The organism is Xanthomonas citri pv. mangiferaeindicae (genome assembly GCA_002240395.1).
Lineage (GTDB): Bacteria > Pseudomonadota > Gammaproteobacteria > Xanthomonadales > Xanthomonadaceae > Luteimonas > Luteimonas citri_A.
The window spans coordinates 2,314,071-2,338,387 of sequence record CP016836.1; the positions used below are offsets into that span (position 1 = coordinate 2,314,071).

The following is a 24,317-nucleotide window of genomic DNA, read 5'->3' on the forward strand; positions in this document are numbered from 1 at the left end:
CGTTGCGGGCGCGTCGTCGGGCGGGCCCGCTGCACGCAACCGGCTCAGTGAAGGCGCGGCCGTTTCAATGAATGGATCAATCCCCTCGCGTCGATCAATCGACGTGCAGGTGACGCGTGCGCCTGCAGCCCTGTCGTCTGTGACGACAGTCGCGATTTTTGAGAATCGTCTGATTCACACCCGTGGCGCGGCGCGGTTCCCTTGAGCCCTCATGAACAGCGAGGGAAGCGGGATGAACAAGGTCTTCTGCAGGATCTGGAACCGTGCGCTCGGGGCCTACGTCGTCGCATCCGAACTGGCCGACCGGCGCGTCCGCGACGGGCGTCGCGTGCGTGCTGCGGTGCTGGCGATCGTCTGTTTGCCGGCGATCGCAAGCGCGGCCGCCCAGGAGCGGACGATCGGGTCGTCGGCGGCGGACCCGGAAAAAATCGCCGAACTCGTCGAGCGGCACCTCAACGAGAATGAGCGGGTGCTGGCCGGTGGCGCGCTGCCCGTCTGGTCGAACACCGCGATGATGGGCCAGTCGCGCGCGGTCGCAGGCGGCGTTGCGCCGATGGGCGTAATCGATCCAGGTGGCCTGACCGGCGGTACGCTGCCCGGGCTGGTGCAGCATCTGACCAACTTCCTGCTGCCGATCTCCAACGAGTACCGTGCCTGCGGATTGCTCGGCAACGGCACGTTGCTGCCTGACGAATGCCTGTCCATCGCGCGCGAGAACTTCAGCTACGCGTTCCAGTCGGTATCGCTGCTCGGCACAGATCTGCTGACAATCCCCGATGTGCTTGACCTCAACGGCAACCGCCAGGCCGACCACACCACAATCATCGGCCGTGCCAGCTCGGGCAGTTACATCAATGTGCCGATCGGCAACTACGCCGGCCAGAACAACGATCCGGACTGCGAACTGGTCGCCGGCATCGGTGTCTGCGTGCCAGGCGTGCTGGGCACCTATACCTGGGACACCTTGCCCGCGCAGGACTACCAGATCATCGTCGGCGATGGTGCGGCGGCCAACGGCTCGAACACGGTGGTCATGGGCACCAATGCCAGCCACGTGTTGCCGGCCATTTCCGCGACCGACCTCGGCTGGACCGGTGGGCCTGACGGCAACTACGCCGCGCGGCTTGGCAATGCGGTGGTCATTGGTCATAACGCGTCGGGTACGGCAGACCGACAGACGATCCTGGGCGCAAACGCCAGTTCGGTACACGCCAACAGCGTCGCGCTGGGCGCCGATTCGGTGACGGTGCGCGGCGCGCAGACGGGCTATACCGCGCCCGGCCTGGCAATTGCACAGACCTCGGCGGGCGAAGTGTCGATCGGCACGGCCACTGCCGCCCGGCAGTTGACCAACGTCGCGGCGGGCAGCGCTGCAACCGATGCGGTCAACGTCGCGCAGTTGCAAGGGGCGCTGGCGGAAGTCGATGGCGTCGGCGAGTTCGCGGTCCGCTATGACGACAACGGCACCGGTGTGCCGGATTTCGGAAGGATCACGCTGGACGGTGCAGGTGGCACCGTGATCGGCAACGTCGCGGCGGGCGTGGCGGATGACGAGGCAGTCAACGTCGGCCAGTTGTCGCCGGTGGTCGCGGCCTTGGGCGGCAGCGCCGGAATCGACCCGACAACCGGCGCGGTGACAGGCCCGGTGTATACGCTCGACGATGGCAATGACACCGGCACGACGGTCGACTTCGGCGATGTCGGCTCCGCGCTCGCCAATCTCGACGGCCGCACCGCAAGCAACACCACGACGATCAACAACCTGCTCGATGGCACCGAAGGTCTGGTGCGGCAGGATCCGGGCACGCTGGTGATGACGGTCGGCGGCCAGACCGGCGGCGATGAGGTGAGCTTTGCGAACGCCGGTGGCGATGCGCGGCGGCTGAGCGGCGTGGCCGCCGGTGTCGAGGCGACGGACGCGGTGAATGTCACCCAATTGACTGACGTGGCCGATGCCGTCGACGACCTCGGCGCGTTGGCGGTGCAGTACGACACCGCTGTCGATGGCGGTCCGGACTACAGCCGGGTGACGCTGGCCGGGACTGGTGGCACCGCGATCGGCAATGTCGCAGCGGGCGAGGTCAGCGCGACCAGCAGCGAAGCGATCAACGGCGCGCAACTGTTCGGCGTCGCCGGTTCGGTGGCTGACCACCTGGGCGGCGGCGCGGGTGTCAACGCCGACGGCACGATCTCTGCGCCGACCTACGTGATCCGCGGCGGCAACTACACCAATGTGGGCGATGCGTTCGACGCGGTGGATGGCGCGTTCGATGATCTGATCGACGACGTCGGTGACCTGGGCGCGACCGCTGTGCGCTACGACACCGATGCCGACGGCAATCCGGATTACAGCCGGGTCACGCTGGCCGGCACGGGCGGTACCGCGATCGGCAACATCGCGGCGGGCGTGGCATTGGATGACGCGGTCAATGTCGGTCAGCTGACGCCAGTGGTTGCGGCCTTGGGCGGCGGCGCGGCGATCGACCCGACCACCGGTGCGGTGACGGGGCCGGTGTACACGCTCGACGATGGCAGCGATACCGGCACGACCGCCGACTTCGGCGATGTGGGCTCGGCGCTCGACAATCTCGACGGCCGCACCGCAAGCAACACTACGACGATCAACAACCTGCTCGACGGCACCGAAGGTCTGGTCCGGCAGAATCCCGGGACGCTGGTGATGACGGTCGGCGCGCAGACCGGTGGCGACGAAGTGAGCTTTGCGAACGTCGATGGCGATGCGCGGCGGCTCAGCGGCGTCGCCGCTGGCGTCGAGGCGACGGATGCGGTGAACGTGGGCCAGTTGGGCGACGTCGTCGGCGACATCGACGACCTGGGGGCGGTTGCTGTGCGCTACGACACCGACGCTGACGGCAACCCGGACTACAGTCGCATCACACTGGCGGGCGCCGGCGGCACGGCGATCGGCAATGTCGCGGCGGGCGAGGTCAGCGCGACCAGCAGCGAGGCGATCAATGGCGCGCAACTGTTCGGCGTCGCCGGTTCAGTGGCCGACCACCTGGGCGGCGGCGCGGGTGTCAACACCGACGGCACGATCTCTGCGCCGACCTACGTGATTCGCGGCGGCAACTACACCAATGTGGGCGATGCGTTCGACGCGGTGGATGGCGCGTTCGATGATCTGGTCATCGATGTCGGTGACCTGGGCGCGACCGCGGTGCGCTACGACACCGATGCCGACGGCAATCCGGATTACGGCCGGGTCACGCTGGCCGGCGCCGGCGGCACCGCGATCGGCAACGTCGCGGCGGGCGTGGCAGTGGATGACGCGGTTAATGTCGGCCAGCTGGCACCAGTGGTCGCTGCCTTGGGCGGCGGCGCGGCGATCGACCCGACCACCGGTGCGGTGACGGGTCCGGTGTACACGCTCGACGATGGCAGCGATACCGGCACGACCGCCGACTTCGGCGATGTCGGCTCCGCGCTCGACAATCTCGACGGCCGCACCGCGAGCAACACTACGACGATCAACAACCTGCTCGACGGCACGGCAGGTCTGGTGCGTCAGGATCCGGGCACGCTGGTGATGACGGTCGGCGCGCAGACCGGCGGCGACGAAGTGAGCTTTGCGAACGTCGATGGTGATGCGCGGCGGCTCAGCGGCGTGGATGACGGCGTCGACGACACCGATGCGGCGAATGTCCGCCAGTTGCGTGCGGTGGAGGGTCAGATCAGTGACCTGGATGCGTTCGCGGTGCGCTACGACGCGCAGGACATGGCGCGCATCACGCTGGGCGGAAGCGGCGGCACCGTGATCGACAACCTCGCAGCCGGGCAGATCGCAGCCGGCAGCCTGCAAGCCATCAACGGCGGGCAGATGTTTGCGAGCATGTCGAGCATGGCCGCGATCTTCGGTGGCGGTGCCGCGGTCGATCCGTTCGGCGGCCTGGTCCCACCGGACTACATGATCCAGGGCACGTTCTACAATTCGGTGGGCGCTGCGCTGGCCGCGCTCGACACCGGCCTGACCCAGGTCAACACCCGCATCGACAACCTACCGTCCGGTACCGGTGGCGGCGACCCGCTGGTGGTCGTGGACGGCGTCCGTGATGGGAGCGATGACGCCACCGTCGATGGCCAACGCGGGGTCGCGATCGGCAGCAATGCGTCGGCCGGCGGCGATTACGGTGTCGCCATCGGCGGCGACAGCTATGCGGCGGGCGGCAACGACACGGCCATCGGCGGCAATGCCAAAGTCTATGCCGACAACAGCACGGCGGTCGGTGCCAATGCCACGGTGCAGGCCACGGCGAGTGAGGCGGTCGCGGTGGGCGAGGGCTCCACGGTCGCAGCAAGTGGGGCACTGCGATCGGCCAGGGGGCGACCGTGACCGACACGGCACAGGGCGCTGTCGCGCTGGGTCAGGGCTCGGTGGCCGATCGCGCCGGCACGGTATCGGTCGGCAGCGCCGGTGGTGAGCGGCAGGTGGTCAATGTCGCGGCCGGCACCCAGGACACCGACGCGGTCAACGTGGCGCAGCTGCGTGCGTCCGAGCAAGGCACGGTGCGCTACGACACCAACCCCGACGGCAGCGCCAATCCGACCCAGATCACGCTCAACCAAGGCGGCGGCGAGGTGATGGTGCGCAACGTGCGGGCCGGTGCCGCGGGGACCGACGCGGTCAACGTCAACCAGCTCAACGCCGGGATCGGGCGCGCGATCGGAGAGGCGAATGCCTACACCGACATGCGGGTTGGGCAGATGCAGTCCGACATCTGGGAGATCGACCGCGGGTACCGCGCCGGCGTCGCGGCGGCCATGGCGGTCGCGGGGCTGCCGCAGGCCTACATGCCCGGCAAGAGCATGGTCTCGGCGGCGGTGAGCGGCTACGAGCGCGAGGCCGGGCTTGCGGTCGGCATCACGACGGTCTCGGAGAACGGGCGCTGGGTCTACAAGTTCAGCGGCACGACCAACACCGTCAACGATGTCGGCTTCACGATGGGCGCCGGCCTGCAATGGTGACTGCAGCGGCCCCGTCTTCGGACGGGGCCGCTTGCCTCGAACGCGACTGAAGGAGACCCGCATGCATTCGATCCCGAGCTTTTCCATCCGCACTTGCGCCTTGGTCCTCGTCGCGGGGCTCGCCGCCTGTGCTTCGACCGGCAGCGCGGATGAGGCGCCACGATTCCCCGATCCCGCTTCGGCCAAGCCGCATGGCGGCACCTATCCCACGGCCGGTGCACTGCAGCCGCTGGGGCCCGGGCTGAGTAAGGACCAGCTCTATGGATTGCTCGGGCCCCCGCATTTCTCCGAAGGCGTATTCGGCGTGCGCGAATGGGACTACGTGCTGAACTTCCGCGAGGCAGACGGCCAGGTGGCGCGTTGCCAGCTCAAACTGCGCTTCGACGAGACGGGCATGGTGCGCGACATGCACTGGATGCCGGCCGCCTGCGCGGAACGGGCCCGGCCGCACAATGCGCACATCGGCGGGGGCGCGTCGACCGCAAGTGAGCAGCTTGCGCTGCTGTCGGCCGATACCACGTTCGTCTTCGCCCGCGCGGAGCTGACGCCGTTGGGACGGCGCACGCTCGATGCGTTGGTCGAGCGCGCCGGTGCGCTGGATGGCATCGAGGCGATCGAGGTGGTCGGTCACGCCGACCGGATCGGCCGCCCCGCCGCCAACGATGCACTCTCGCGTCGGCGCGCAGAAGCCGTGCGTGACTATCTCGCGCAGCGCGGTGGACCGGCGACGCGGATCTCGGTCGAAGGCCGCGGAAGTCGCGAACCGCTGGTCGCCTGCGAGGGACTGCACGGCGTGGACGAGATCGCGTGCCTGGCGCCCAATCGCCGCGTCGAGATCATGATGCAGCGCCGGGTGACGGCTGCCGTTCCCTGAGCGGCGTCGTTTCGTCGCGGCTGGCCGTGCGCGGCCGTGATGGGGATAATGCGGCATGGACGCCCGTATTCCCCTGCTGATCGACACCGACCCCGGGGTCGACGATGCCCTGGCCCTGCTGCTCGCGTTCAACGATCGCGCGCACGAGGTGGTCGGATTGACGATCGCGGCCGGCAATGTCGGCCTGCATCACACCACGGCCAATGCGTTGAAGCTGTGCGAGCTGGTCGGGCGCTCCGACGTGCCGGTCTACGCCGGCAGCGCCTCGCCTTTGCTGCACCCCGCGCCGGATGCGGCCTACGTGCACGGCAACGACGGGTTCGGCGACGTCGGCTACGCGCCTGCATCGCACGGCCTGCAGGACGAACATGCCGCGCTGGCGATCCTGCGCCTCTCGCACGTGCACGCTGGCAGCCTGGTACTGGTGGCGCTGGGGCCGCTGACCAACATCGCACTTGCGCTCAAGCTCGATCCGACGCTGCCCTCGCGGGTGGCGCGCTTCGTGACGATGGCCGGTGCGGTTACCGGGCACGGCAACATCACGCCGAGCGCGGAGTTCAACGTCTACTTCGACCCCGAAGCGGCGAAGCTCGTGTTCGACGCGTTCCCGGCGTTCGAGCTCTCGGACTGGGAGGCCACGGTGGCCCACGGCCTGCCGCACGACGAGGTGCTGGCGTGGATGCAAGCGGGCGGCACGCGCGCGGACTTCTACGAGGCGATCTCGCGCAAGACGCGCGAGTGGTCGGCGGACCGTCGCGGCGACGAGTGGCACAGCGCGGATGCGCTGGCGATGGCCTGGGTGCTCGCGCCCGACGGGGTGCTGGAGACCGTCACCCGACCGGTGGACGTGGTGCTCGACCATGGGCCGGCCCGCGGGGCGACGATCGTCGACTGGCAGCGCCAGCTCGGACGGCCGGACAATGCCACGATCCTGATGCGCTACGACCGTGTGCGCTTCCACGCCCTGGTCCGCGAGGCGCTGCAGGCGGTTTGACTCGTCCTGGGCGCCCGCCGGTAGGTGCCCTTGCCGGGCGGGGGCGGTGCCGGCTATAATGCCGCTCTTTCCCTGCGCAAACTGGTGCCGCCATGAAGGCCGACATCCATCCGGATTACCGTGAAGTCGTGTTTCAGGACGTGACTTCGGATTTCAAGTTCCTAACCCGCTCGACCCTCGCGGCCACCGCGAAGGAATCGATTCAGTGGGACGACGGCAACGAGTACCCGCTGGTCAAGATCGACGTGTCCTCGGCCACGCATCCGTTCTACACCGGCCAGAACAAGATCATCGACACCAGCGGTCGGGTCGACAAGTTCCGCAAGCGCTACGCGAAGCAGTAACCGGACCGCGCGTCGCCCGCGCGACGCGCCCGGTGTGCGCAGGCGGCCGCCAGCTGGCGGCCGTCGCCGTTTGTGCGCGACGCCCATCGCATCTTCCCGGTGCGGTGGGCGTTGTCGTGTTCGACGTTCCTGCTACCCAGTGACCGCGTGTCGCGGGGGCTATGCGATAATTGACGCGTTGCGGCACGCGCCGCGCCCGCCCCACCGGAGCACCCGCCGCTCCGGGAAACGAGGAGTCTTCTTCAGTGTCCGATACCAATTCCAAGCTCGAACAGGTCACGCTCGACGCCGCCGGCAAGTCGGTGACGCTGCCCGTCCTGCATGGCACGCTCGGCAACCCCTGCATCGACATCTCGAAGCTGCCGAAGGAAACGGGCTGCTTCACCTACGATTCCGGTTTCACCGCCACCGCCAGCTGCAAGTCCGCGATCACCTACATCGACGGCGACCAGGGCGTGCTGCTGTACCGCGGCTATCCGATCGAACAGCTCGCCGAGCACTCCAGCTTCCTGGAAGTGGCCTATCTGCTGATGAACGGCGAGCTGCCGTCCAAGGACGAGTTCGGGCGTTTCGAGCACGAGGTCACGCATCACACGATGATGCACGAGTCGCTCAAGTGCTTCCTGCAGGGCTTCCGCCACGATGCGCACCCGATGGCGATGCTGGCCGCGTCGGTGGCGTCGATGTCGGCGTTCTACCACGACACGCTGGACCTGCAGGATCCCGAGCAGCGCCGCCTCGCCGCGATCCGCCTGCTGGCCAAGATGCCGACGCTGGCCGCTGCTGCCTACCGCTATTCGATCGGCTGGCCGATCCGCTATCCGCGCAACAGTCTGGGGTACGTCGACCGCTTCCTGCACATGATGTTCGAGGTGCCGAGCGAGCCGCTCGAGCTCAACCCGGTCGTTGCCAAGGCGATGGACCTGCTGTTCATCCTGCACGCCGACCACGAGCAGAACGCGTCGACCTCGACCGTGCGTCTGGTCGGTTCCACGGGCGCCAACCCGTACGCCTCGGTCGCGGCCGGCATCACCGCGCTCTGGGGCCCGGCGCACGGCGGCGCCAATGAGGCGGTGCTCAAGCAGTTGGCCGAGATCGGCGATGCGAAGAACGTCGAGAAGGCGGTGCTGCGCGCCAAGGACAAGAACGACCCGTTCCGCCTGATGGGCTTCGGTCACCGCGTCTACAAGAACTTCGATCCGCGCGCGAAGATCATCCGCGAGATGACCCACAAGGTGCTCGGTGAGCTGGGGATCGACGATCCGTTGCTGGAAGTGGCGATGAAGCTGGAAGAGGCGGCGCTCAAGGACGAATACTTCGTCGAGCGCAAGCTCTATCCGAACGTCGATTTCTACAGCGGCATCATCTACAAGGCGCTGAAGATCCCGACCGAGATGTTCACGGTGATGTTCGCCATCGGTCGCACCGCCGGTTGGGTGGCGCACTGGCTCGAGCAGCAGGTCGATCCGGAGGCCAAGATCGGGCGTCCGCGCCAGATCTACACCGGCTACGACGTGCGCGACTACCGCAAGGGCTGACGCACCGCCGCACCTGCGTTCAAAGAAGCCGCGGTCTTTCGCGGCTTCTTTTTGGCGCCTCTCCCAGCTCGACTTCGGATGAGCAGCGGACTGCCAACCGGAAGCTGCTCTTGCCCGGTCAAGACCACTTCGCGGTTCGGCCACGCCAAGTCCGCGTGCCCGCTCACAAAACCGGGGTCAGAGTGCAATTTCGTGAGGTGAAATTGCACTCTGACCCCGGTTCTTCTTTTCTGCGCGTTTGCCCGAAAGGGCGAGGTCGGGCGCATTCGCTGCAATCGGGCGCTGTAACGCGGCGCGCTAGACGTCGTCGTTGTGCCCGGCCGACCCGATGGCGAGCAGCTGGCGCAACTGCGCCCCGGACACCCGGCGTATCGGCCGGTCGTCGTCGGCGCGCAGGGGCGCTTGGCGCAGCGCATTGGCCGGTAGCACGGTCAGTTCGAAGGCCACCTCGCCGGCGTGGAAGGCCCAGATCGGGCAATCCTCCCGGCGGGTGCGGTCGAGGCGGATGCGACGACTGCGCACCTCGGCCGGTATGCGCTGGTCGACCAAAAAGCGCTGCACCGCATCGGCATCGTCGCTGTGCAGGTGCAGTTGCACCGGCGCCTGGGCATCGGCGGTGCCATCGAGCACGCCACCGTGCAGGCGGGGCTGGAACGGCGCGAAGAACGTGAGCGCCTCCAGCGCGGCCTCGCGGCTGCGCTGGAGCGCGTCGGCATGCGCGGCGGGCGAGAACAGACGGCGGTACTCGCCCAGCGCCTGCTCGATCTCCTGGTCCTGCGGCAGCGAGGCGTCGTCGTGGATGCCCAGTCGACCGGCCGCCTTCAACCGGGCCTGGTGGATGTCATGGATGCCCCCTCGGCCATGAGCCGAGCGGCCTCGTGCGCCAGTCGGTGGCGACGTTCGCGGGCGCGGGCCCCGGCATGCTGGCGTGCGCGATGCATGCATATTCCCCCGTGTCGAGCGACGTTTCGACTCTACGCCTCCGCCCTTGACGGTCAAGCCATCGCGCCGCGGGGCGACGCGATGGGTTCAGGCATTCGCGGGCCTGTGATCAGAAGATGTCGAACGCTTCCTCGGCCGGCACGTCGTCGATCCTCAGGTCGACCTCGGACTCCATCCGCTCCAGATCCTCGGCCTTCACGTACTCGACGATGCCGCCGCCCTCGGCGCCCACCGGCATCAACCGCCCGCTGGCGGTCACCGAGACACGCACCATGCCTTCGGGCGGCTCGTTGCTGGCCTCGGGCACGCCGTCCAGGGCGACCCGCATGAAGTCGATCCAGATCGGCAGCGCAGCGCGCCCGCCGTACTCGCGGTAGCCCAGCGAGCGGTTGTCGTCGCGGCCGACCCAGACCGAGGTCACCAGGTTGCCGCCGAAGCCGGAGAACCAGGCGTCGCGATGCTCGTTGGTCGAGCCGGTCTTGCCACCGACGTCCTCGCGTTCGAGCACGCGCGCGGCGGTCCCGGTGCCGCGGCGCACGACATCGCGCATCATCGAGATCATCTGGTAGGCCACGCGCTCGTCGATCGCGCGCTCGGCCATGACCGGCGCCTGGCCATCGGCGCGCGCCTCGGGCTCGGGCGCGGCGTCCTGTTCCGGTGCCTCGGTGACGGTGCGCTGCGCCGATGCGGGCCCCAGGTTGAAGCCGTCGACGACATGCGACGGCGCAGCCGACTGGCCAGGGCGGCCGTCGTTGCCGCAGCCACGGCAGGCGCGTGCCGGGTTCTCCTTGAACACCAACGTGCCCTCGCGGTCGCGGACCTCGTCGATGAACCACGGGTTGATCCGGAAGCCACCATTGGCGAACACCGCATAGCCGCGGGTCACATCGAGCGGGGTCAGCGACGGTGTGCCGAGCGCGATCGACAGGTTGGGCGGCAGTTGCGACTCGTCGAAACCGAAGTGGCTGATGTAGCGGCGGGCGTAATCCACGCCGATCATGTCGAGCAGGCGCACGGCGACCAGGTTGCGCGACTGCACCAGCGCTTCGCGCAGGCGCATCGGACCGCGGAACTGGCCGTCGGAGTTCTGCGGACGCCAGTCCTGCCCGCGGCGCATCCTGAACAACACCGGCGCATCGGGCACGATCGAGGCCGGGTTGAAGCCCTTCTCGAACGCCGCGGCGAAGATGAACGGCTTGAAGCTCGAGCCAGGCTGGCGACGCGATTGGGTCGTGCGGTTGAAGTTGCTGCCCGCGAAGCTGAAGCCGCCGATCAACGCGCGGATCGCACCGTTGTCGGGCTCCAGCGACACCAGGGTGGCCTGGGCGCGTGGCAACTGGTCGAGCTGCCAGCTCACCGTGGGCGGCGGCACCGGCGCTTCGGGATCGGCATTGGCGGGCACCTTGGCCGGGGTCTCGATCCGGCGCACCCGGGTGAGGTCGCCGCGCGCGAGCAGGGTGGACGGCGCGCGTCCGGTCCAGCGGCTGCTGGCCGCGTCCAGCGTGACGGTGCTGCCGTCGGCAAGGACCACGTCGGCGGTGCCGTCGCCGCTGCGCAGCACCAGGGCCGGCAGCAGGCCACCCTGGGGGGCGATGCCGCGCAGCCGGCGGGCGGCAGTCGCCGCGTCCTCGTCGGCCGCCAGTTCGAAGGTCTCCGCCGGCTTCACCCAGCCGTGGCGGTGGTCGTAGGTCATCAGCCCGTTGCGCACCGCCAGTTCGGCGGCGGCCTGCATCGTCGGGTCGATCGTCGTGGTCACGTGATAGCCGCGGGTGAGCACGTCGCCGCCGTAGCGGGCGACCATCTCCAGGCGCACCATTTCGGCGACATAGGGCGCGTACGCCTCGATCGGCCGCTCGTGGGGGCTGGCGTGCATCTCGACCGCGCGTGCCGCCGCCGACTCGGCCGGCGTGATGTAGCCCAGCTCCTGCATGCGCGCCAGCACGTAGACGTCGCGCCGCTCGCGTGCGCGCTCGGGATTGCTGATCGGATTGCCGCTGGACGGAAACTTCGGGATTGCCGCCAGCGAGGCCATCTCGTCCAGATCGAGCTCGGCCAGCGACTTGCCGTAATAGAACTCGGCCGCCGCGGCGACGCCATAGGCGCGATTGCCGAAGAAGCTCTTGTTCAGGTACAACTCGAAGATCTCGTCCTTGGTGAGGTTCTGCTCCATCTTGCGCGCCAGCAGCATCTCGGCGAACTTGCGGGTGAAGCTGTACTCCGAGCTCAGGAAGAACTGCCGCGCGACCTGCTGGGTGATCGTCGAGCCGCCAGGGACGCGGCGGTCGTCGGTGGTCGCCAGCAGCCACAGCGCGCGAGCCACGCCGCGGTAATCGATGCCGCCGTGCTGGTAGAAGCGCGCGTCCTCGGTGGCCAGGAACGCCTGTTTCAGGCGCTCGGGCACCTGATCGATCTTGACCGGGTAGCGCCGCGTCTCGCCGAACAGCGCGATCAGCTTGCCGTCCCGGGAATAGACATACATCGGCTCCTGCATCTCGATATCGCGCAGGGTCTCCACGTCCGGCAGCTTGGAGGCCACGGCGGTGTAGAGGATGCCGGCGGCCACGGTGGCCAGCACCGCCAGCACCAGGCCCAGGATCAGGACCCAGCGCAACAGGCGGCGGAAACGGGAGGCACGGGGGCGGGGGGCGACGCGGGATCGGGTCTCATCCGCGCAGTATAGGGCGCCATCGCCGGCCGGTCTCTGAGCGGCCGCGACGGCCTCGCACGGCCCCTCGGCAAGGCCCTGCGCGAGGCGCCGGACAGCGCTGCGCTGTTGCCATCACGGGGAAAGTCCGTTATCTAATGCGCCGGGACACGCGGCGTGCGGATGCGCCCGTGGCGAAGGGGAGCACTCTGTGGGGCTTATCGCAAAAAGCCACGTGCCGCTGGTCGGCATCGACATCAGTTCGACTGCGGTCAAGTTGCTCCAGCTGTCCAGGCAGGGCAACCGGTATCGCGTCGAGCACTATGCGGTCGAGCCGTTGCCGCCCAACGCCGTGGTCGAAAAAGCCATTGTCGAGGCTGAAGCCGTCGGCGATGCGATCCGGCGGGCCGTGGCCCGCTCGGGCACCCGTGCCAAGCACGCGGCCGCTGCCGTCGCTGGCTCGGCGGTGATCACCAAGACCATCCCGATGCCCGCCGATCTCGACGAGGACGAGCTCGAGTCGCAGATCGAGCTCGAGGCGGTCAACTACATTCCCTACCCGATCGAGGAAGTGAACCTCGATTTCGCGGTGCTCGGACCCTCGCCGGGCAACCCGGACAGCGTGCAGGTGCTGCTGGCCGCCTCGCGCTCGGAGAATGTCGAGCTGCGCGCCTCGGCGCTGGAGCTCGGCGGGCTCGTCGCCCGGGTGATCGATGTCGAGGCCTTCGCGATCGAAAGTGCGTTCGCGCTGGTCGCCGACACGCTCGGCGTCGCCGAGGACGGTGTGGTGGCGCTGGTCGATGTCGGCGCGACGATGACCACCCTCAACGTGCTGCGCAACGGCCGCAGCCTGTACTCGCGCGAGCAGGTGTTCGGCGGCAAGCAGCTCACCGACGAGGTCATGCGCCGCTACGGGTTGAGCTACGAAGAGGCGGGCCTGGCCAAGCGCCAGGGCGGGTTGCCGGAAAGCTACGAGGTCGAGGTGCTCGAGCCCTTCAAGGAGGCGATGGTCCAACAGATCAGCCGCCTGCTGCAGTTCTTCTACGCCGGTAGCGACTTCAACCGGGTCGACCGGATCGTGCTGGCCGGCGGCTGCGCATCGATCCCGGGCGCGGCGGCGATGGTCGAGGAACAGCTCGGTGTGCCAAGCGTACTGGCCAACCCGCTGGCGCAGATGACACTCGGCCCGCGCGTGCAGGCGCAGGCGCTGGCCCAGGATGCACCGGCGCTGATGATCGCCTGCGGCCTGGCCCTGCGGAGTTTCGACTGATGGCGCGGATCAACCTGCTGCCCTGGCGCGCCGAGCGACGCCGGCAGCGACAGAAGGAATTCGGGATCATGGCCGCGCTCGCGGCCGTGGCCGGCATCGTGCTGTGGCTGCTTGTGAACATGTACTACAACGCGCAGCTCGACGGGCAGCATGCGCGCAACGCCTTCCTGCAGCAGCAGATCGCCGAGCTCGATCGCGAGATTGTCGAGATCGACAGCCTCGACCGGCAGCGGGCCCGCCTGCTTGCACGCAAGGCGGTGATCGAGGAGCTGCAGGGCAACCGCTCGCAGATGGTGCACCTGTTCGACCAACTGGTGCGGACCATTCCCGACGGCGTGCTGCTGACCTCGCTCAAGCAGGAAGGGCAGATGCTGACGCTCGAGGGGCGCTCGCAGTCGAACGCGCGCGTGAGCACCTATATGCGTGCACTTGAAGGCTCGGGCTGGATGACCAACCCGCAGTTGGCGGTCATCGAGGCTCGCGACGGCGTACCGGGTCTGCCGTACGCGTTCACGCTCAATGTCCAGCTCTCGACGCCGGCGGCCAAGGAAGCCGGCGCGACGACGCCTGCGCCCACTGCACCCGCCCAGGAGGTCGCCCCGTGAGCCGCAAGAAGGTGTCGCTGCGCGAGCTCGACCTCAACAATGTCGGCGCCTGGCCGCGCGAGTACCGCATCGGGACCTGCGTGGTCGTGGGTCTGCTGATCTTCGCGCTGCTGTGGTGGGGGATCACGCGCGACAAGGGCAACGACCTGCGCACGCTGGAAGAGCAGGAAGCCACACTGCGCAACGACTTCGAGACCAAGCAGGGCAAGGCTGCCAACCTCGAACCGCTCAAGCAGCAGCTCGCGCAGATGGAGCAGCAACTGCAACAGATGCTGCGCCAGTTGCCGAGCAAGACCGAGATGCCGGACCTGATCACCGACATTTCGCAAACCGCGATCGCCACCGGCATCCAGAACGACCTGTTCCGGCCCGGTACCGAGATGCCGCGCGAGTTCTATGCCGAGCAGCCGATCGCGCTGCGCATGGTCGGCACCTATCACCAGTTCGGCGCGTTCGTCAGCGGCGTTGCGTCGCTGCCGCGCGTGGTCATCATGACGATGCACGACATCTCGCTCAAACCCCGTGGCGACGACAGCGGCGGACTGGGTGCGATCGGCCCCAACTCGGTGCTCGAGCTCTCGGGCACGGTGAAGACCTACCGCTACCTCGACGAAGAGGAGACCGCGGCCCAGGAGCAGGCGGCCGCCGCCGCGACCGGGGAGACGCCCTGATGGCCGCGTTCGCCAAATCGATGTCCCGATGCGCGCTGACGACCGTGCTGGCCGTGCTCGCGGTCGGCTGCGGGCGCGACATCACCAGCGAGCCCGGCGGCGCGCCCAATCTCGAGGTCTGGGTCGATGAGGTCAAACAGCGGCCCGCGCCGCCGCTCGAGCCGCTGCCGGTGATGCAGCAGTTCGAGACCTTCGAATACTCCGCCCAGGGCATCCGCGACCCCTTCAGCAACGCGTTCACCGACGTCGACAGCGGCACCGGGCTGCGGCCGGACTCGAACCGGCGCAAAGAGATCACCGAACAGTTCCCGCTCGACAGCATGTCGATGGTCGGCACCATGAATACCGGCGCCCGCATGCTGGGTTTGGTGCTGGCGCCCGACAAGGTGACCTACCGCATCGCGCCGGGGAACTATCTGGGGCAGAACGATGGCCGTGTCACATCAGTCACCGAGAATCGTATCGAGCTCGTCGAGCTGGTGCCCGACGGGGCCGGCGGCTGGCTCGAACGCCCGGCGTCGCTCGCGCTGAATGAAAAATAACGAGGAAAGCAAGATGACCGTGAGCAAAGCGGGAAGCCCGCGGGCCGCAAGGACGTCGGCACTCCACGCCGGCGCGTTCGGCCTGGCCATTGGCATGTTGGCGACGTTCGGCGGTGTGCAGGCCGCGCAGCCGGCCGCACCGGGATCGCTGTTGCCTGCGCTGCAGGCCTCGACGGGCGCGGCGCATGCCGGCGTGTCGGTGACCGATCTCGATTTCAAGCGTGGGGACGGCGGCTCGGGCAAGCTGATCCTGCGTTTCGACGGCGAGGGCGCGGCCCCCGACTTGCGCACGCAGGACGGCAATGTCGTCATCAACTTGGGCAGCGCCACGTTGCCGGCGCAATTGCAGCGCCCGCTCAACGTCGTCGACTTCGCCACCCCGGTGCAGCGCATCGATGCGCGTCAGGGCGGCAACGGCGCGCAGGTTGTGCTCAGCGCCCGCGGCGACTTCGAGCCGATGGCCTACCAGAGCGGTCGCGACTACATCGTCGAGATCGTGCCGCGTGCGGCCTCGAGCGATCGCGCGGTCGGTGCGGCCACCGCTGCGGCGGCGATGGGACAAGCGGCGACAACCGTGTCCGATGCGCGTGCCTATAGCGGCCGGCCGGTGACGTTCAACTTTCAGGACGTGCCGGTGCGTACGGTGCTGCAGCTGATCGCCGATGAATCCGACCTCAACATCGTCGCCAGCGACAGCGTGGCCGGCAACGTGACCCTGCGCCTGCAGAACGTGCCGTGGGACCAGGCCCTGGACATCGTGCTGCAGGCCAAGTCGCTCGACAAACGCCGCAGCGGCAACGTGGTCTGGGTCGCCCCGCAGACCGAGATCGCCGCCTTCGAGCAGGCCAAGGAAGACGCGCGCCTGGCGATCGAAGAGCGCGCGGAGATGACCACCGAGTACATCCCGATCAGCTACGGCAACGCCGAGGACATCGCCAAGCTGCTGACCGAGGAAAGCAAGAACGGCATGGGGGCCAACACCAACAACACCGGGGCTGGTACCACGCAGCAGCGCGGCTTCCTGTCGGCGCGCGGCAGCCTGAGCTTCGACCGCCGTACCAACACGCTGCTGGTGATCGACATCCCGGCGCGCGTCAACGAGATCCGTCGCCTGGTGAATCTGCTGGACAAGCCGGTCGACCAGGTGGTGATCGAGGCGCGCATCGTGATCGCGAACGAGTCGTTTGCGCGCAACCTCGGCGCACGCTTCGGCGTCTCGTCGGCTAATCCTATCGACGGCCGCGTCGATCTCGGTGGCACGCTCGCCTCCGGCCCCAACGGCGCGATCGGTGCCCCGGGGGGCTTGAACGTCAACCTGCCGGTGACCGGCAGCGCGCCGTCGCTGGCATTCACGATCCTGGGCAATACGATCAACTGGGCGGTCGAACTGCAGGCGCTGCAGGCCGAGCAGCGCGGTGAGGTGATCTCCAATCCGCGCGTCGTCACCAGTAACCAGCGCGAGGCGACGATCAGCCAGGGCCAGGAAGTCGGCTACATCACCGTGACCGGCGGTCAGAGCAACAATGTGCCGACCGTGCAGTTCAAGGACGTGCTGCTGGAACTGAAAGTCACGCCGACGATCACCAATGACGGCCGGGTGTTCCTGGCGATGGATATCAAGAAGGATGAAATCATCGATTACGTCGAGTACCCCGACGTCGGCCAGGTACCGCTGATCAGCAAGCGCAACGTCACCACCGCGGTGCTGATCGACGACGGCCAGACGGTCGCGATCGGCGGCGTCTACGAGTTCAACGACCGCGCGTCCTTGTCGAAGGTGCCGTTCTTGGGCGACCTGCCGATCCTGGGCAACCTGTTCAAGAGCCGCGGGCGCACGAAGGAGAAGGCGGAACTGCTGATCTTCGTGACCCCGAAGGTCATGCGCGTCGCGCAGCGCCCGATCGGCTGAGCGCGGACGCCGTGCACTTCATAACGGGGCCCGTAAGGGCCCCGTTTTCATGTCCGCCGGCTGACGCTCGCGGGCACGCGGGTTGAACCCGGCCCCCCGGTTGGGGTCACACTGTCTGGCGGCGCAACGGGCGCCGGACACAGGGAACCCGATGGAGCATGCGGTCGAACAACCGGGGCAACTGCAGGCGCGGTTCGTCGCGCTGCGCGAGGCCCTGAGCGAGGAGATCGTCGGCCAGCCCGCGCTGGTCGACCGGTTACTGGTGGCATTGCTTGCCGATGGCCATCTGCTGGTGGAGGGCGCGCCAGGCCTGGCCAAGACCAGTGCGATCCGGGCACTCGCGGCGCGGCTCGATGCCGAGTTCGCGCGGCTGCAGTTCACGCCCGACCTGTTGCCCGCCGACCTGACCGGGACCGAGATCTGGCGCCCGCAGGATGGCCGGTTCGAGTTCCAGGCCGGTCCGATCTTCCATCCGCTGCTGCTCGCCGACGAGATCAACCGCGCGCCGGCGAAAGTCCAGTCCGCGCTGCTCGAAGCGATGGGCGAGCGCCAGGTGACCGTCGGTGGCCGGACCTATCCGTTGCCCGATCCGTTCCTGGTCATGGCCACGCAGAATCCGATCGAGCAGGAGGGCACGTTCCCGTTGCCCGAGGCGCAACTCGACCGGTTCCTGATGCATGTGCGTGTCGGCTATCCCGATGCCGGGGCCGAGGCGCGCATCCTGCAACTGGCGCGTGAGCGGGCGCTGGCCCAACTCGATGCGCGACCCGAGGCGGTCGAGCGGATGCCGCTCGCGGCGCTGTTCGCGGCGCGTCGGGCGGTGCTCGCGCTGCACGTGGCGCCGCCGGTGGAGCGCTATCTGGTCGAACTGGTCCTGGCCTCGCGCGATGCCGCGCGCTACGACGCCGCCCTCGCTGCGCGCATCGCCTGGGGCGCCAGTCCCCGCGGTTCGATCGCACTCGAGCGCTGCGCGCGGGCCGTGGCCTGGCTCGCCGGCCGCGACTTTGTCACGCCCGACGACGTCCGCGCCGTGGCCCCGGACGTGCTGCGGCATCGCATCCTGCCCAGCTACGAGGCGACCGCCGAAGGCTGGGACGGCGAGCGTCTGGTCCAGGCCCTGCTCGACCGCGTCCCGTTGCCCTGACGGGCCGGGGATCGGACGGTCGTGATCGGGCATTCGGCAATGCGGGACGCGGACGGGGCCGTGGACACGGAGGCGGGCGTGCGCCCGGCGCTGGTCGAGCTCATCGCCCTGCGCGCGAGCGCCACGCGGCAGGGCGCGGCCCGGCGCGCGCATGTGGGCCTGCGCCAGCAGGCGCCATCGCCGCAGCGCGGGCAGGGCATGGAATACGCCGAGTCGCGCGAGTACGTGGCCGGCGACGATGCGCGCCACATCGATTGGCGCGTGACCGCGCGCACCGGTCGGCCGCATACCAAGGCCTTCCAGACCGAGCGCGAGCGGCTGACCCTGCTCGTGGCCGACACCGCGCCCGCGTTGTACGTGGGCAGCCGGGTGCGATTCAAGTCGGTCCAGGCCGCGCGTGCGGCGGCGGTCGCCGCCTGGGCCGCCGTCGCCGACGGCGATCGCATCGCAGCGCTGCGCGGCACGCATGACGAGGCGCCGGTGCCGCCGGCGTCCGGCAGTCGCGGCGCGTTGCGCGTGCTGCATGCGCTCGCGCGCTGGTATGCCGCGCCGCCTGCGGGCGATGCCGGGCTGGCGGTCGCCCTCGATCACGCCGGGCGGCTGCTGCGGCCTGGCGCGCGACTGCTGGTGCTGGCCGATGCCGCCAGCATTGCGACGGTGCCGGCGCAGCGGTGGCCGGCGCTGGCCGCGCACAATCAAGTCTTGGTGCTGGTGTTGACCGATCCATTGGAACAGGCGCCGCCCCGGGCTCGGCTGCGCTTTGCCGCGTCCTCGGGGCAGGTGGAGCTCGACCTGCGCGACGAGACCCAGCACGCCCGCTGGCAGGCGGCGTTCGCCGAACCGATCGCCCGGGCCCAGGCGACGTTGCGCGCGGCGCGCGTCCGCTGCGTGCTGCTGTCGAGCGAGATGCCGAGCGACGTGTGGTTGCCGGCATTCGGCCGACCGAAGGCGACCTGATATGGCGATGCCGGATCTGGTCCTGCGCGATATTCACGTGACCGCTGCCCCGGGCTGGTGGCCACCGGCGCCTGGCTGGTGGTGGCTTGCCGCGGCGGTCGTGGCCGTGCTCGTCGTGGTGGCCGGCCTGCGTTGGCGGCGTGCCCGCCGGCGTCGCGCCTGGGTGCGGTTGTTCGATGCCCAGGTCGAGGCGGCGATCGATGCGCCTGCGCGGATCGCCGCGATGTCGGCGCTGCTGCGCCGCGCGGCGCGGCGCGTGCGCTCGGATGCCGATCGGCTGCAGGGCGATGCCTGGCTGGCGTTCCTGGACGAAGGCGGTGGCCAGGCGGTGTTCGTCGACGGCGTGGGCCGCCTACTGCATGACGGCGGCTTCCGACGGACGGTCGAGGGCGACGCGCTCGATGCGCTGCACAACGCCGCGCGCACGCGCTTCTTGGCGTTGATGGCGGCCGGCCGATGAGCACGCCTGCGGCAATGGAGGGACTGCTGTCGGCATTCGCCTGGCCGTGGATGCTGCTGGCCTTGCCATTGCCCTGGGCGCTGCGGCGCTGGTGGCCGCCGGTGCGCAGCGAAGGCGATGCGCTGCGAGTGCCGTATGCCGGCCTCGAGTCGATTGCCACGCCGGCCGCCGGCCGCGGCGGCGCACGGGCGTCGTGGCTGCTGTGGGCGGCCTGGGTGCTGCTGTGCATCGCGGCGGCACGTCCGCAGGGCGTCGGCCCGCCCGAGCACCCGCCGCGCACGGCGCGCGACCTGATGCTGGCGGTCGACCTGTCGGGCAGCATGAGCGAGGAGGACATGGTGATCGGGCGGCGCGCGGTCGACCGGCTCACGGCGGCCAAGGCGGTGATCGCCGACTTCCTCGAGCGCCGGGCAGGCGACCGGATCGGGCTGATCGTGTTCGGGCAGCGCGCCTATGCGGTCACGCCGATGACATTCGATCGCGACAGCGTGCGCCAGCAGTTGGACCGGACCGTGGTCGGTCTGGCCGGGCGCGAGACTGCGATCGGCGATGCGATCGCGCTGGCGGTGCGCCGATTGCAGGACGGCGAAGGCGAACGCGTGCTGGTGCTGCTGACCGACGGCGTCAGCAACGCCGGCGCGCTGCGTCCGCAGAAGGCGGCCGAACTGGCGCGTGACGCCGGATTGCGCGTGCACACGATCGCCTTCGGCAGCGATGAGGACGGCTTGCAGATGCTGGGCTTCCGTCTGCCCGACGGCGGCGAGCCGGCGATCGACGAGGCGGCGCTGCAGGCGATCGCCGATACCACCGGTGGCCGTGCGTTCCGGGCCCGCGATACCGAATCGCTGGCCGGGATCTATGCCGAGATCGACCGGCTCGAACCGGTAGAGACGCCTGGGCCGGCGCTGCGCGCTCGAGTGGAACGCTATCCGTGGCCGCTGGCCGCCGGTTGCGTGCTCCTGCTGCTGGCGCTGGTGCCGCGCTCGTGGCGTCTGCCGATGCGGGGCGCGCGATGAGCGGTGGCTGGCCCGACGTGGTCTTCGCTCGGCCGGCCTGGCTGTGGGCCTTGCTGGTGCTGCCGCTGCTGGCCGGCATCTGGTGGGCGCGCCGGCGGAGCGAGGATGCCTGGCGACAGGCGGTCGATCCGCATTTGCTGCCGCACCTGCTCGAGCGCCGCCCCGGTGGACGTGGGCTGCTGGCGCTGGCCGCGTGGCTGTGCGCGGGCCTGCTCGCGGTGCTGGCACTGGCAGGCCCAGGCTGGCGCCAGGTCGACGTGCCGTTGGCGTCTGTCGACGCGACCCCGCTTGTCGTCGCACTGGACCTGTCGTCGGCAACGACGGCGACCGACCTGCCGCCGTCGCGGCTGTTGCAGGCGCGGGCCAAGCTCGCGCGCCTGCTCGCGCTGCGCCAGGGGCCGGTGGCTTTGCTGGCCTATGCGGACGACGCCTACACGGTGGCGCCGCTGACCGACGACGCGGCGAACGTGGCGCTGTATCTCGACGCGCTCGCGCCCGACATCATGCCGGTCGACGGCCAGCGCGCGGATCGCGCGATCGAACAGGCGACGCGGCTGCTGCGCCAGGGCGATGCGCTGCGCGGCGAGATCGTGCTGCTGACCGACGGCGCCGATCGGGCCGCGATGCGCGAGGCAGCCGCCGCGGCGCGGATGGGCTATCGGGTCTCGGTGCTGGGCTTGGGCAGCGCGGACGGCGCCGCCTATCGCGATCGTGACGGAGCGCTGCGCCATGCACGCCTGGATGCCGCCGCGCTGCAGGCCTTGGCGACCGCCGGAGGCGGACGCTGGCACCACCTGAGCGCCGACGACGGCGATCTCGACGCACTGGGCCTGCGCGAGGCCCGTGCGGGCGGGGCCGGCGCCGCGGCCGACGGCGACGCGCAGGCCCGGCGCATCGCCGACCAGGGCTACTGGCTGTTGCTTCCATTGCTGGCGCTTGTCTTGCTGACGTTCCGGCGCGGGGCCGCGGTCGCGGTGTTGGCGGTGGCGCTGGTCTGGCCGATCCTGCCAGCGCAGGCTGCGCAGCCGCCGGTCGGCACGCCCTGGCGGCGCGCCGATCAGATTGCCCACGCCCAACTCGAGCAAGGTGCGGCGGCCTATCGCGGCGGGCGACACGAGGACGCATTGCGCGCGTGGACCGGACTGCCGGGCGCCGACGCTGCTTACAACCGCGGCAACGCGCTGGCGCGCCTGGGGCGGTTCGACGAGGCGATCGCCGCCTACGACGAGGCGCTGCGGTTGCAGCCGGACATGGCCGATGCGCAGGCCAATCGCGCCGCGGTGGATGCCGCGCGTCGCCGTCAGCCGCCGCCAGGTCCCCGCGACGATCCGCGCTCGCCGCCGCGTGACCAGCAGCGCCAGTCCGGACGCCCGGATCCGGGAGAAGGCCGGACAGGCGACCGCGGTGCGCCACAGCCTGCGCCCTCGTCGGACGGCGCGCCGCGCCCCGATACGCCGTCGGCGCCCCCGATACCGCCCCGCCCACCGACGAGGCCGCGCAGCAGCGCGCCGACCAGGCCATGCGCGAGCGCATGCAGCAGGCACTCGACGACGCCGGCGAGGGCAGCCAGACGCCTGGCGACGCCGCGCCAGCCGACCGGCAAGACGCCGACACCCGGCGCGAGCGCGAGCAGGCCAACCAGGCCTGGCTGCGGCGGGTGCCCGACGATCCGGGTGGCCTGTTGCGGGCGCAGTTCCGGATCGAACACGAGCGGCGCCACGGCGCGGAGGCATTGCGATGACGACCGGAGTTCGGACTTGGCGCGCGGCGGTGGTCCTGGCGGTGCTGCTCGCCTGCCTGGCGGGGAGCCTGCAGGCGCAGACGCGCGCCTGGCTGGACCGGGACCAGATCGCGCTGGGCGAGACCACCACGCTCAATGTCGAAACCGACGAAGCGGTCGCCGTGCCCGACTGGAGCGGCCTGACCCGCGATTTCGAGCTCAGCGGGCACACCAGCCGACGTCAGGTCGAGATCCGCAACGGGCGCCAGATCGAGCGCGCGCTGTTCGGCGTGGCGCTGCGTCCGCGGCGCGAGGGCCGGCTGACGGTCCCGCCGTTGCAGGTCGGGGGTGCGCGCACCGACGCCTTGTTGCTGACCGTCGGCCCGGCGCCGGTGCGATCGGCCCGCGACGGCGCGGCCGCGTTCGTCGAGGCCGAACTCGAGACCGACATGCCCTACGTGCAGCAGGCAGTCGGCTACACCCTACGGCTGCACTACGCCGTGCCGCTGGTGTCGGGCCAGCTCGAGCAGCCCGAGCCCGAGGGGCATCGTTGCAGCGGATCGGCAACGACATCACCTACAGCCGCGAGTTCGAGGGCCGTCGCTACAACGTGGTGGAACGGCGCTTTCTGCTCGTACCCGAGCGCAGCGGACCGCTGACGATTCCCGGTGCACGCTTCGAGGGGCGCGGCGCCGGCGGCGGCTTCTTCGATGATCTGTTCGATCGCGGACCGCGCCAACTCTCGGCCAACGGCCCGGCGACCGCGCTGTCGGTGCGCGCGATGCCAGGCACCGCGCCGCAGCCCTGGTTGCCGCTGCGGAATCTGGACCTGCGCTGGCTCGACCAGCCCGAGCGCGGCCGGGCCGGGGCTACGACCACGCTCACGCTGGAGGCGACCTTCGACGGCGCGGTGGGCACACAGTTGCCCGAGATCAGCTTGCCGGCGCCCGACGGCGCGCAGGTGTTCGCCGAGCCGCCGCAGTACGACGAGCGCTTCGACGAGGGCCGCCCACGGGTGCGCATGACCCGCCGTTTCTCGATCGTGCCGCGGGCTGCCGGTTCCTTGCATGTGGCCGGCCCCCGCGTGGGATGGTGGGATGTCCGCGCAGGCGCCGCCCGGACCAGTGCAGCGCCGGATCTGCATCTGGCGGTCGATCCGGGCGATGGCGATGCCACCGATGGCGACGCCGACACGCAGGCGGTGGCGACGGCGCCGGGTTTGCCGGCCGCCCGTGGAGCGGATGGGGAGGTCAGTCGTGTCTGGCCGTGGCTGGCGGCGCTGTTCGCGCTGCTGTGGCTGGCGACCAGTGTCGTGGCCTGGCATGGGCTGCGCCGAGCGCGCGCCGGCGCGCGGGGGCTGGTCGCTGCGGTGCCGGGCGCCGCGCCTGTGCCGAGGTCGCGGAGCGGCGGGCCGTCACTGGCGACCGCGCTGCAGACGGGAGATCCGGCCGAGGTCGACGCGGCGCTGCGCGCGCTGCTCGATCCGCCGGCGGCAGACCTCGAGGCCTTGCGGCGTGCGCTCGGCGATGCCGGCCAGCGCGACGCGCTCGTGCAGTGGCAGCGGGCACGCTGGGGCGGCGGCGACCTGGTGGCAGCGCGCGCCGCGCTGCGCCAGGCTTTCCGCGCTGGCGCGCGCGTTGCCGGCCCGGCGCCCCCCGAGGACGAGGCCGTGCTGCCGCCGCTCTACCCGCGGCGCTGAGGCCT

The 24,317-nt window shown here is 69.8% G+C and carries 17 protein-coding genes and 2 pseudogenes; 17 read left to right on the forward strand and 2 right to left on the reverse strand.

Features of this window, described 5'->3' with window-relative positions; genetic code table 11:
- Positions 1 to 232: 232 nt before the first annotated feature.
- The 6 genes from BEN78_09895 to BEN78_09920 all read left to right on the forward strand — a co-directional run bounded on the left by BEN78_09895 (position 233) and on the right by BEN78_09920 (position 8,733).
- Positions 233 to 4,351, forward strand: coding sequence for a hypothetical protein (locus BEN78_09895; protein ASR43637.1), 4,119 nt, complete (start codon positions 233 to 235; stop codon positions 4,349 to 4,351).
- Positions 4,348 to 4,983, forward strand: coding sequence for a hypothetical protein (locus tag BEN78_09900; protein ASR43638.1), 636 nt, complete (start codon positions 4,348 to 4,350; stop codon positions 4,981 to 4,983). Before BEN78_09895 ends, BEN78_09900 begins: the two co-directional genes overlap by 4 nt.
- Before the next feature lie 61 nt (positions 4,984 to 5,044).
- Entirely contained in the window at positions 5,045 to 5,857 is an 813-nt protein-coding gene (locus tag BEN78_09905) for a hypothetical protein (GenBank protein ASR43639.1), read from the forward strand.
- 55 nt (positions 5,858 to 5,912) lie between these two features.
- A complete protein-coding gene (locus tag BEN78_09910; protein ASR43640.1) occupies positions 5,913 to 6,851 on the forward strand; it encodes a nucleoside hydrolase in 939 nt (312 codons plus the stop codon).
- Positions 6,852 to 6,943: 92 nt separating this feature from the next.
- A complete protein-coding gene (locus BEN78_09915; GenBank protein ASR43641.1) occupies positions 6,944 to 7,195 on the forward strand; it encodes a 50S ribosomal protein L31 in 252 nt (83 codons plus the stop codon).
- Positions 7,196 to 7,440: 245 nt separating this feature from the next.
- Positions 7,441 to 8,733 (forward strand): citrate (Si)-synthase, encoded by a 1,293-nt coding sequence (locus BEN78_09920; protein ASR43642.1) that lies wholly within the window; start codon positions 7,441 to 7,443, stop codon positions 8,731 to 8,733.
- Between the two features lie 297 nt (positions 8,734 to 9,030).
- Here BEN78_09920 and BEN78_09925 read toward each other — a convergent pair whose 3' ends face one another.
- Together BEN78_09925 and BEN78_09930 are read right to left on the reverse strand one after the other, a co-directional pair.
- Positions 9,031 to 9,582, reverse strand: a complete 552-nt coding sequence (locus tag BEN78_09925; GenBank protein ASR45060.1) for a hypothetical protein — start codon at positions 9,580 to 9,582, stop codon at positions 9,031 to 9,033.
- A 202-nt stretch (positions 9,583 to 9,784) separates the two neighbouring features.
- The gene (locus tag BEN78_09930) at positions 9,785 to 12,289 is read right to left on the reverse strand and encodes a peptidase (GenBank protein ID ASR43643.1); all 2,505 of its coding nucleotides are present in this window, start codon (positions 12,287 to 12,289) and stop codon (positions 9,785 to 9,787) included.
- A 241-nt stretch (positions 12,290 to 12,530) separates the two neighbouring features.
- On the opposite strand from BEN78_09930, the gene BEN78_09935 reads away from it, so the two are divergent.
- The 11 genes and pseudogenes from BEN78_09935 to BEN78_09985 all read left to right on the forward strand — a co-directional run bounded on the left by BEN78_09935 (position 12,531) and on the right by BEN78_09985 (position 24,312).
- Positions 12,531 to 13,589: a pilus assembly protein PilM gene (locus tag BEN78_09935; protein ID ASR43644.1), complete on the forward strand. Its 1,059-nt coding sequence runs from the start codon at positions 12,531 to 12,533 to the stop codon at positions 13,587 to 13,589.
- Positions 13,589 to 14,194: a fimbrial protein gene (locus BEN78_09940; protein ID ASR43645.1), complete on the forward strand. Its 606-nt coding sequence runs from the start codon at positions 13,589 to 13,591 to the stop codon at positions 14,192 to 14,194. The genes BEN78_09935 and BEN78_09940 overlap by 1 nt, the downstream gene beginning before the upstream one ends.
- Entirely contained in the window at positions 14,191 to 14,865 is a 675-nt protein-coding gene (locus BEN78_09945) for a fimbrial protein (protein ASR43646.1), read from the forward strand. Before BEN78_09940 ends, BEN78_09945 begins: the two co-directional genes overlap by 4 nt.
- A gap of 20 nt (positions 14,866 to 14,885) precedes the next feature.
- Positions 14,886 to 15,407: a fimbrial protein gene (locus BEN78_09950; protein ASR45061.1), complete on the forward strand. Its 522-nt coding sequence runs from the start codon at positions 14,886 to 14,888 to the stop codon at positions 15,405 to 15,407.
- Positions 15,408 to 15,420: 13 nt separating this feature from the next.
- Positions 15,421 to 17,316 carry a fimbrial protein gene (locus BEN78_09955; protein ASR43647.1) on the forward strand — a complete coding sequence of 632 codons (1,896 nt, stop codon included), beginning with the start codon at positions 15,421 to 15,423 and terminating at the stop codon, positions 17,314 to 17,316.
- Between the two features lie 151 nt (positions 17,317 to 17,467).
- Positions 17,468 to 18,460 (forward strand): AAA family ATPase, encoded by a 993-nt coding sequence (locus BEN78_09960; GenBank protein ID ASR43648.1) that lies wholly within the window; start codon positions 17,468 to 17,470, stop codon positions 18,458 to 18,460.
- Between the two features lie 39 nt (positions 18,461 to 18,499).
- On the forward strand, positions 18,500 to 19,417 hold the full coding sequence (locus BEN78_09965) for an ATPase (GenBank protein ID ASR43649.1): 918 nt from the start codon (positions 18,500 to 18,502) through the stop codon (positions 19,415 to 19,417).
- Position 19,418: 1 nt separating this feature from the next.
- The gene (locus BEN78_09970; protein ASR43650.1) at positions 19,419 to 19,877 is read left to right on the forward strand and encodes a hypothetical protein; all 459 of its coding nucleotides are present in this window, start codon (positions 19,419 to 19,421) and stop codon (positions 19,875 to 19,877) included.
- Entirely contained in the window at positions 19,874 to 20,893 is a 1,020-nt protein-coding gene (locus BEN78_09975) for a hypothetical protein (GenBank protein ASR43651.1), read from the forward strand. The genes BEN78_09970 and BEN78_09975 overlap by 4 nt, the downstream gene beginning before the upstream one ends.
- Positions 20,890 to 22,634: pseudogene (locus tag BEN78_09980) on the forward strand (hypothetical protein). The gene BEN78_09975 and the pseudogene BEN78_09980 overlap by 4 nt, the downstream one beginning before the upstream one ends.
- Positions 22,631 to 24,312, forward strand: a pseudogene (locus BEN78_09985) (hypothetical protein). Before BEN78_09980 ends, BEN78_09985 begins: the two co-directional pseudogenes overlap by 4 nt.
- Positions 24,313 to 24,317: the final 5 nt, after the last annotated feature.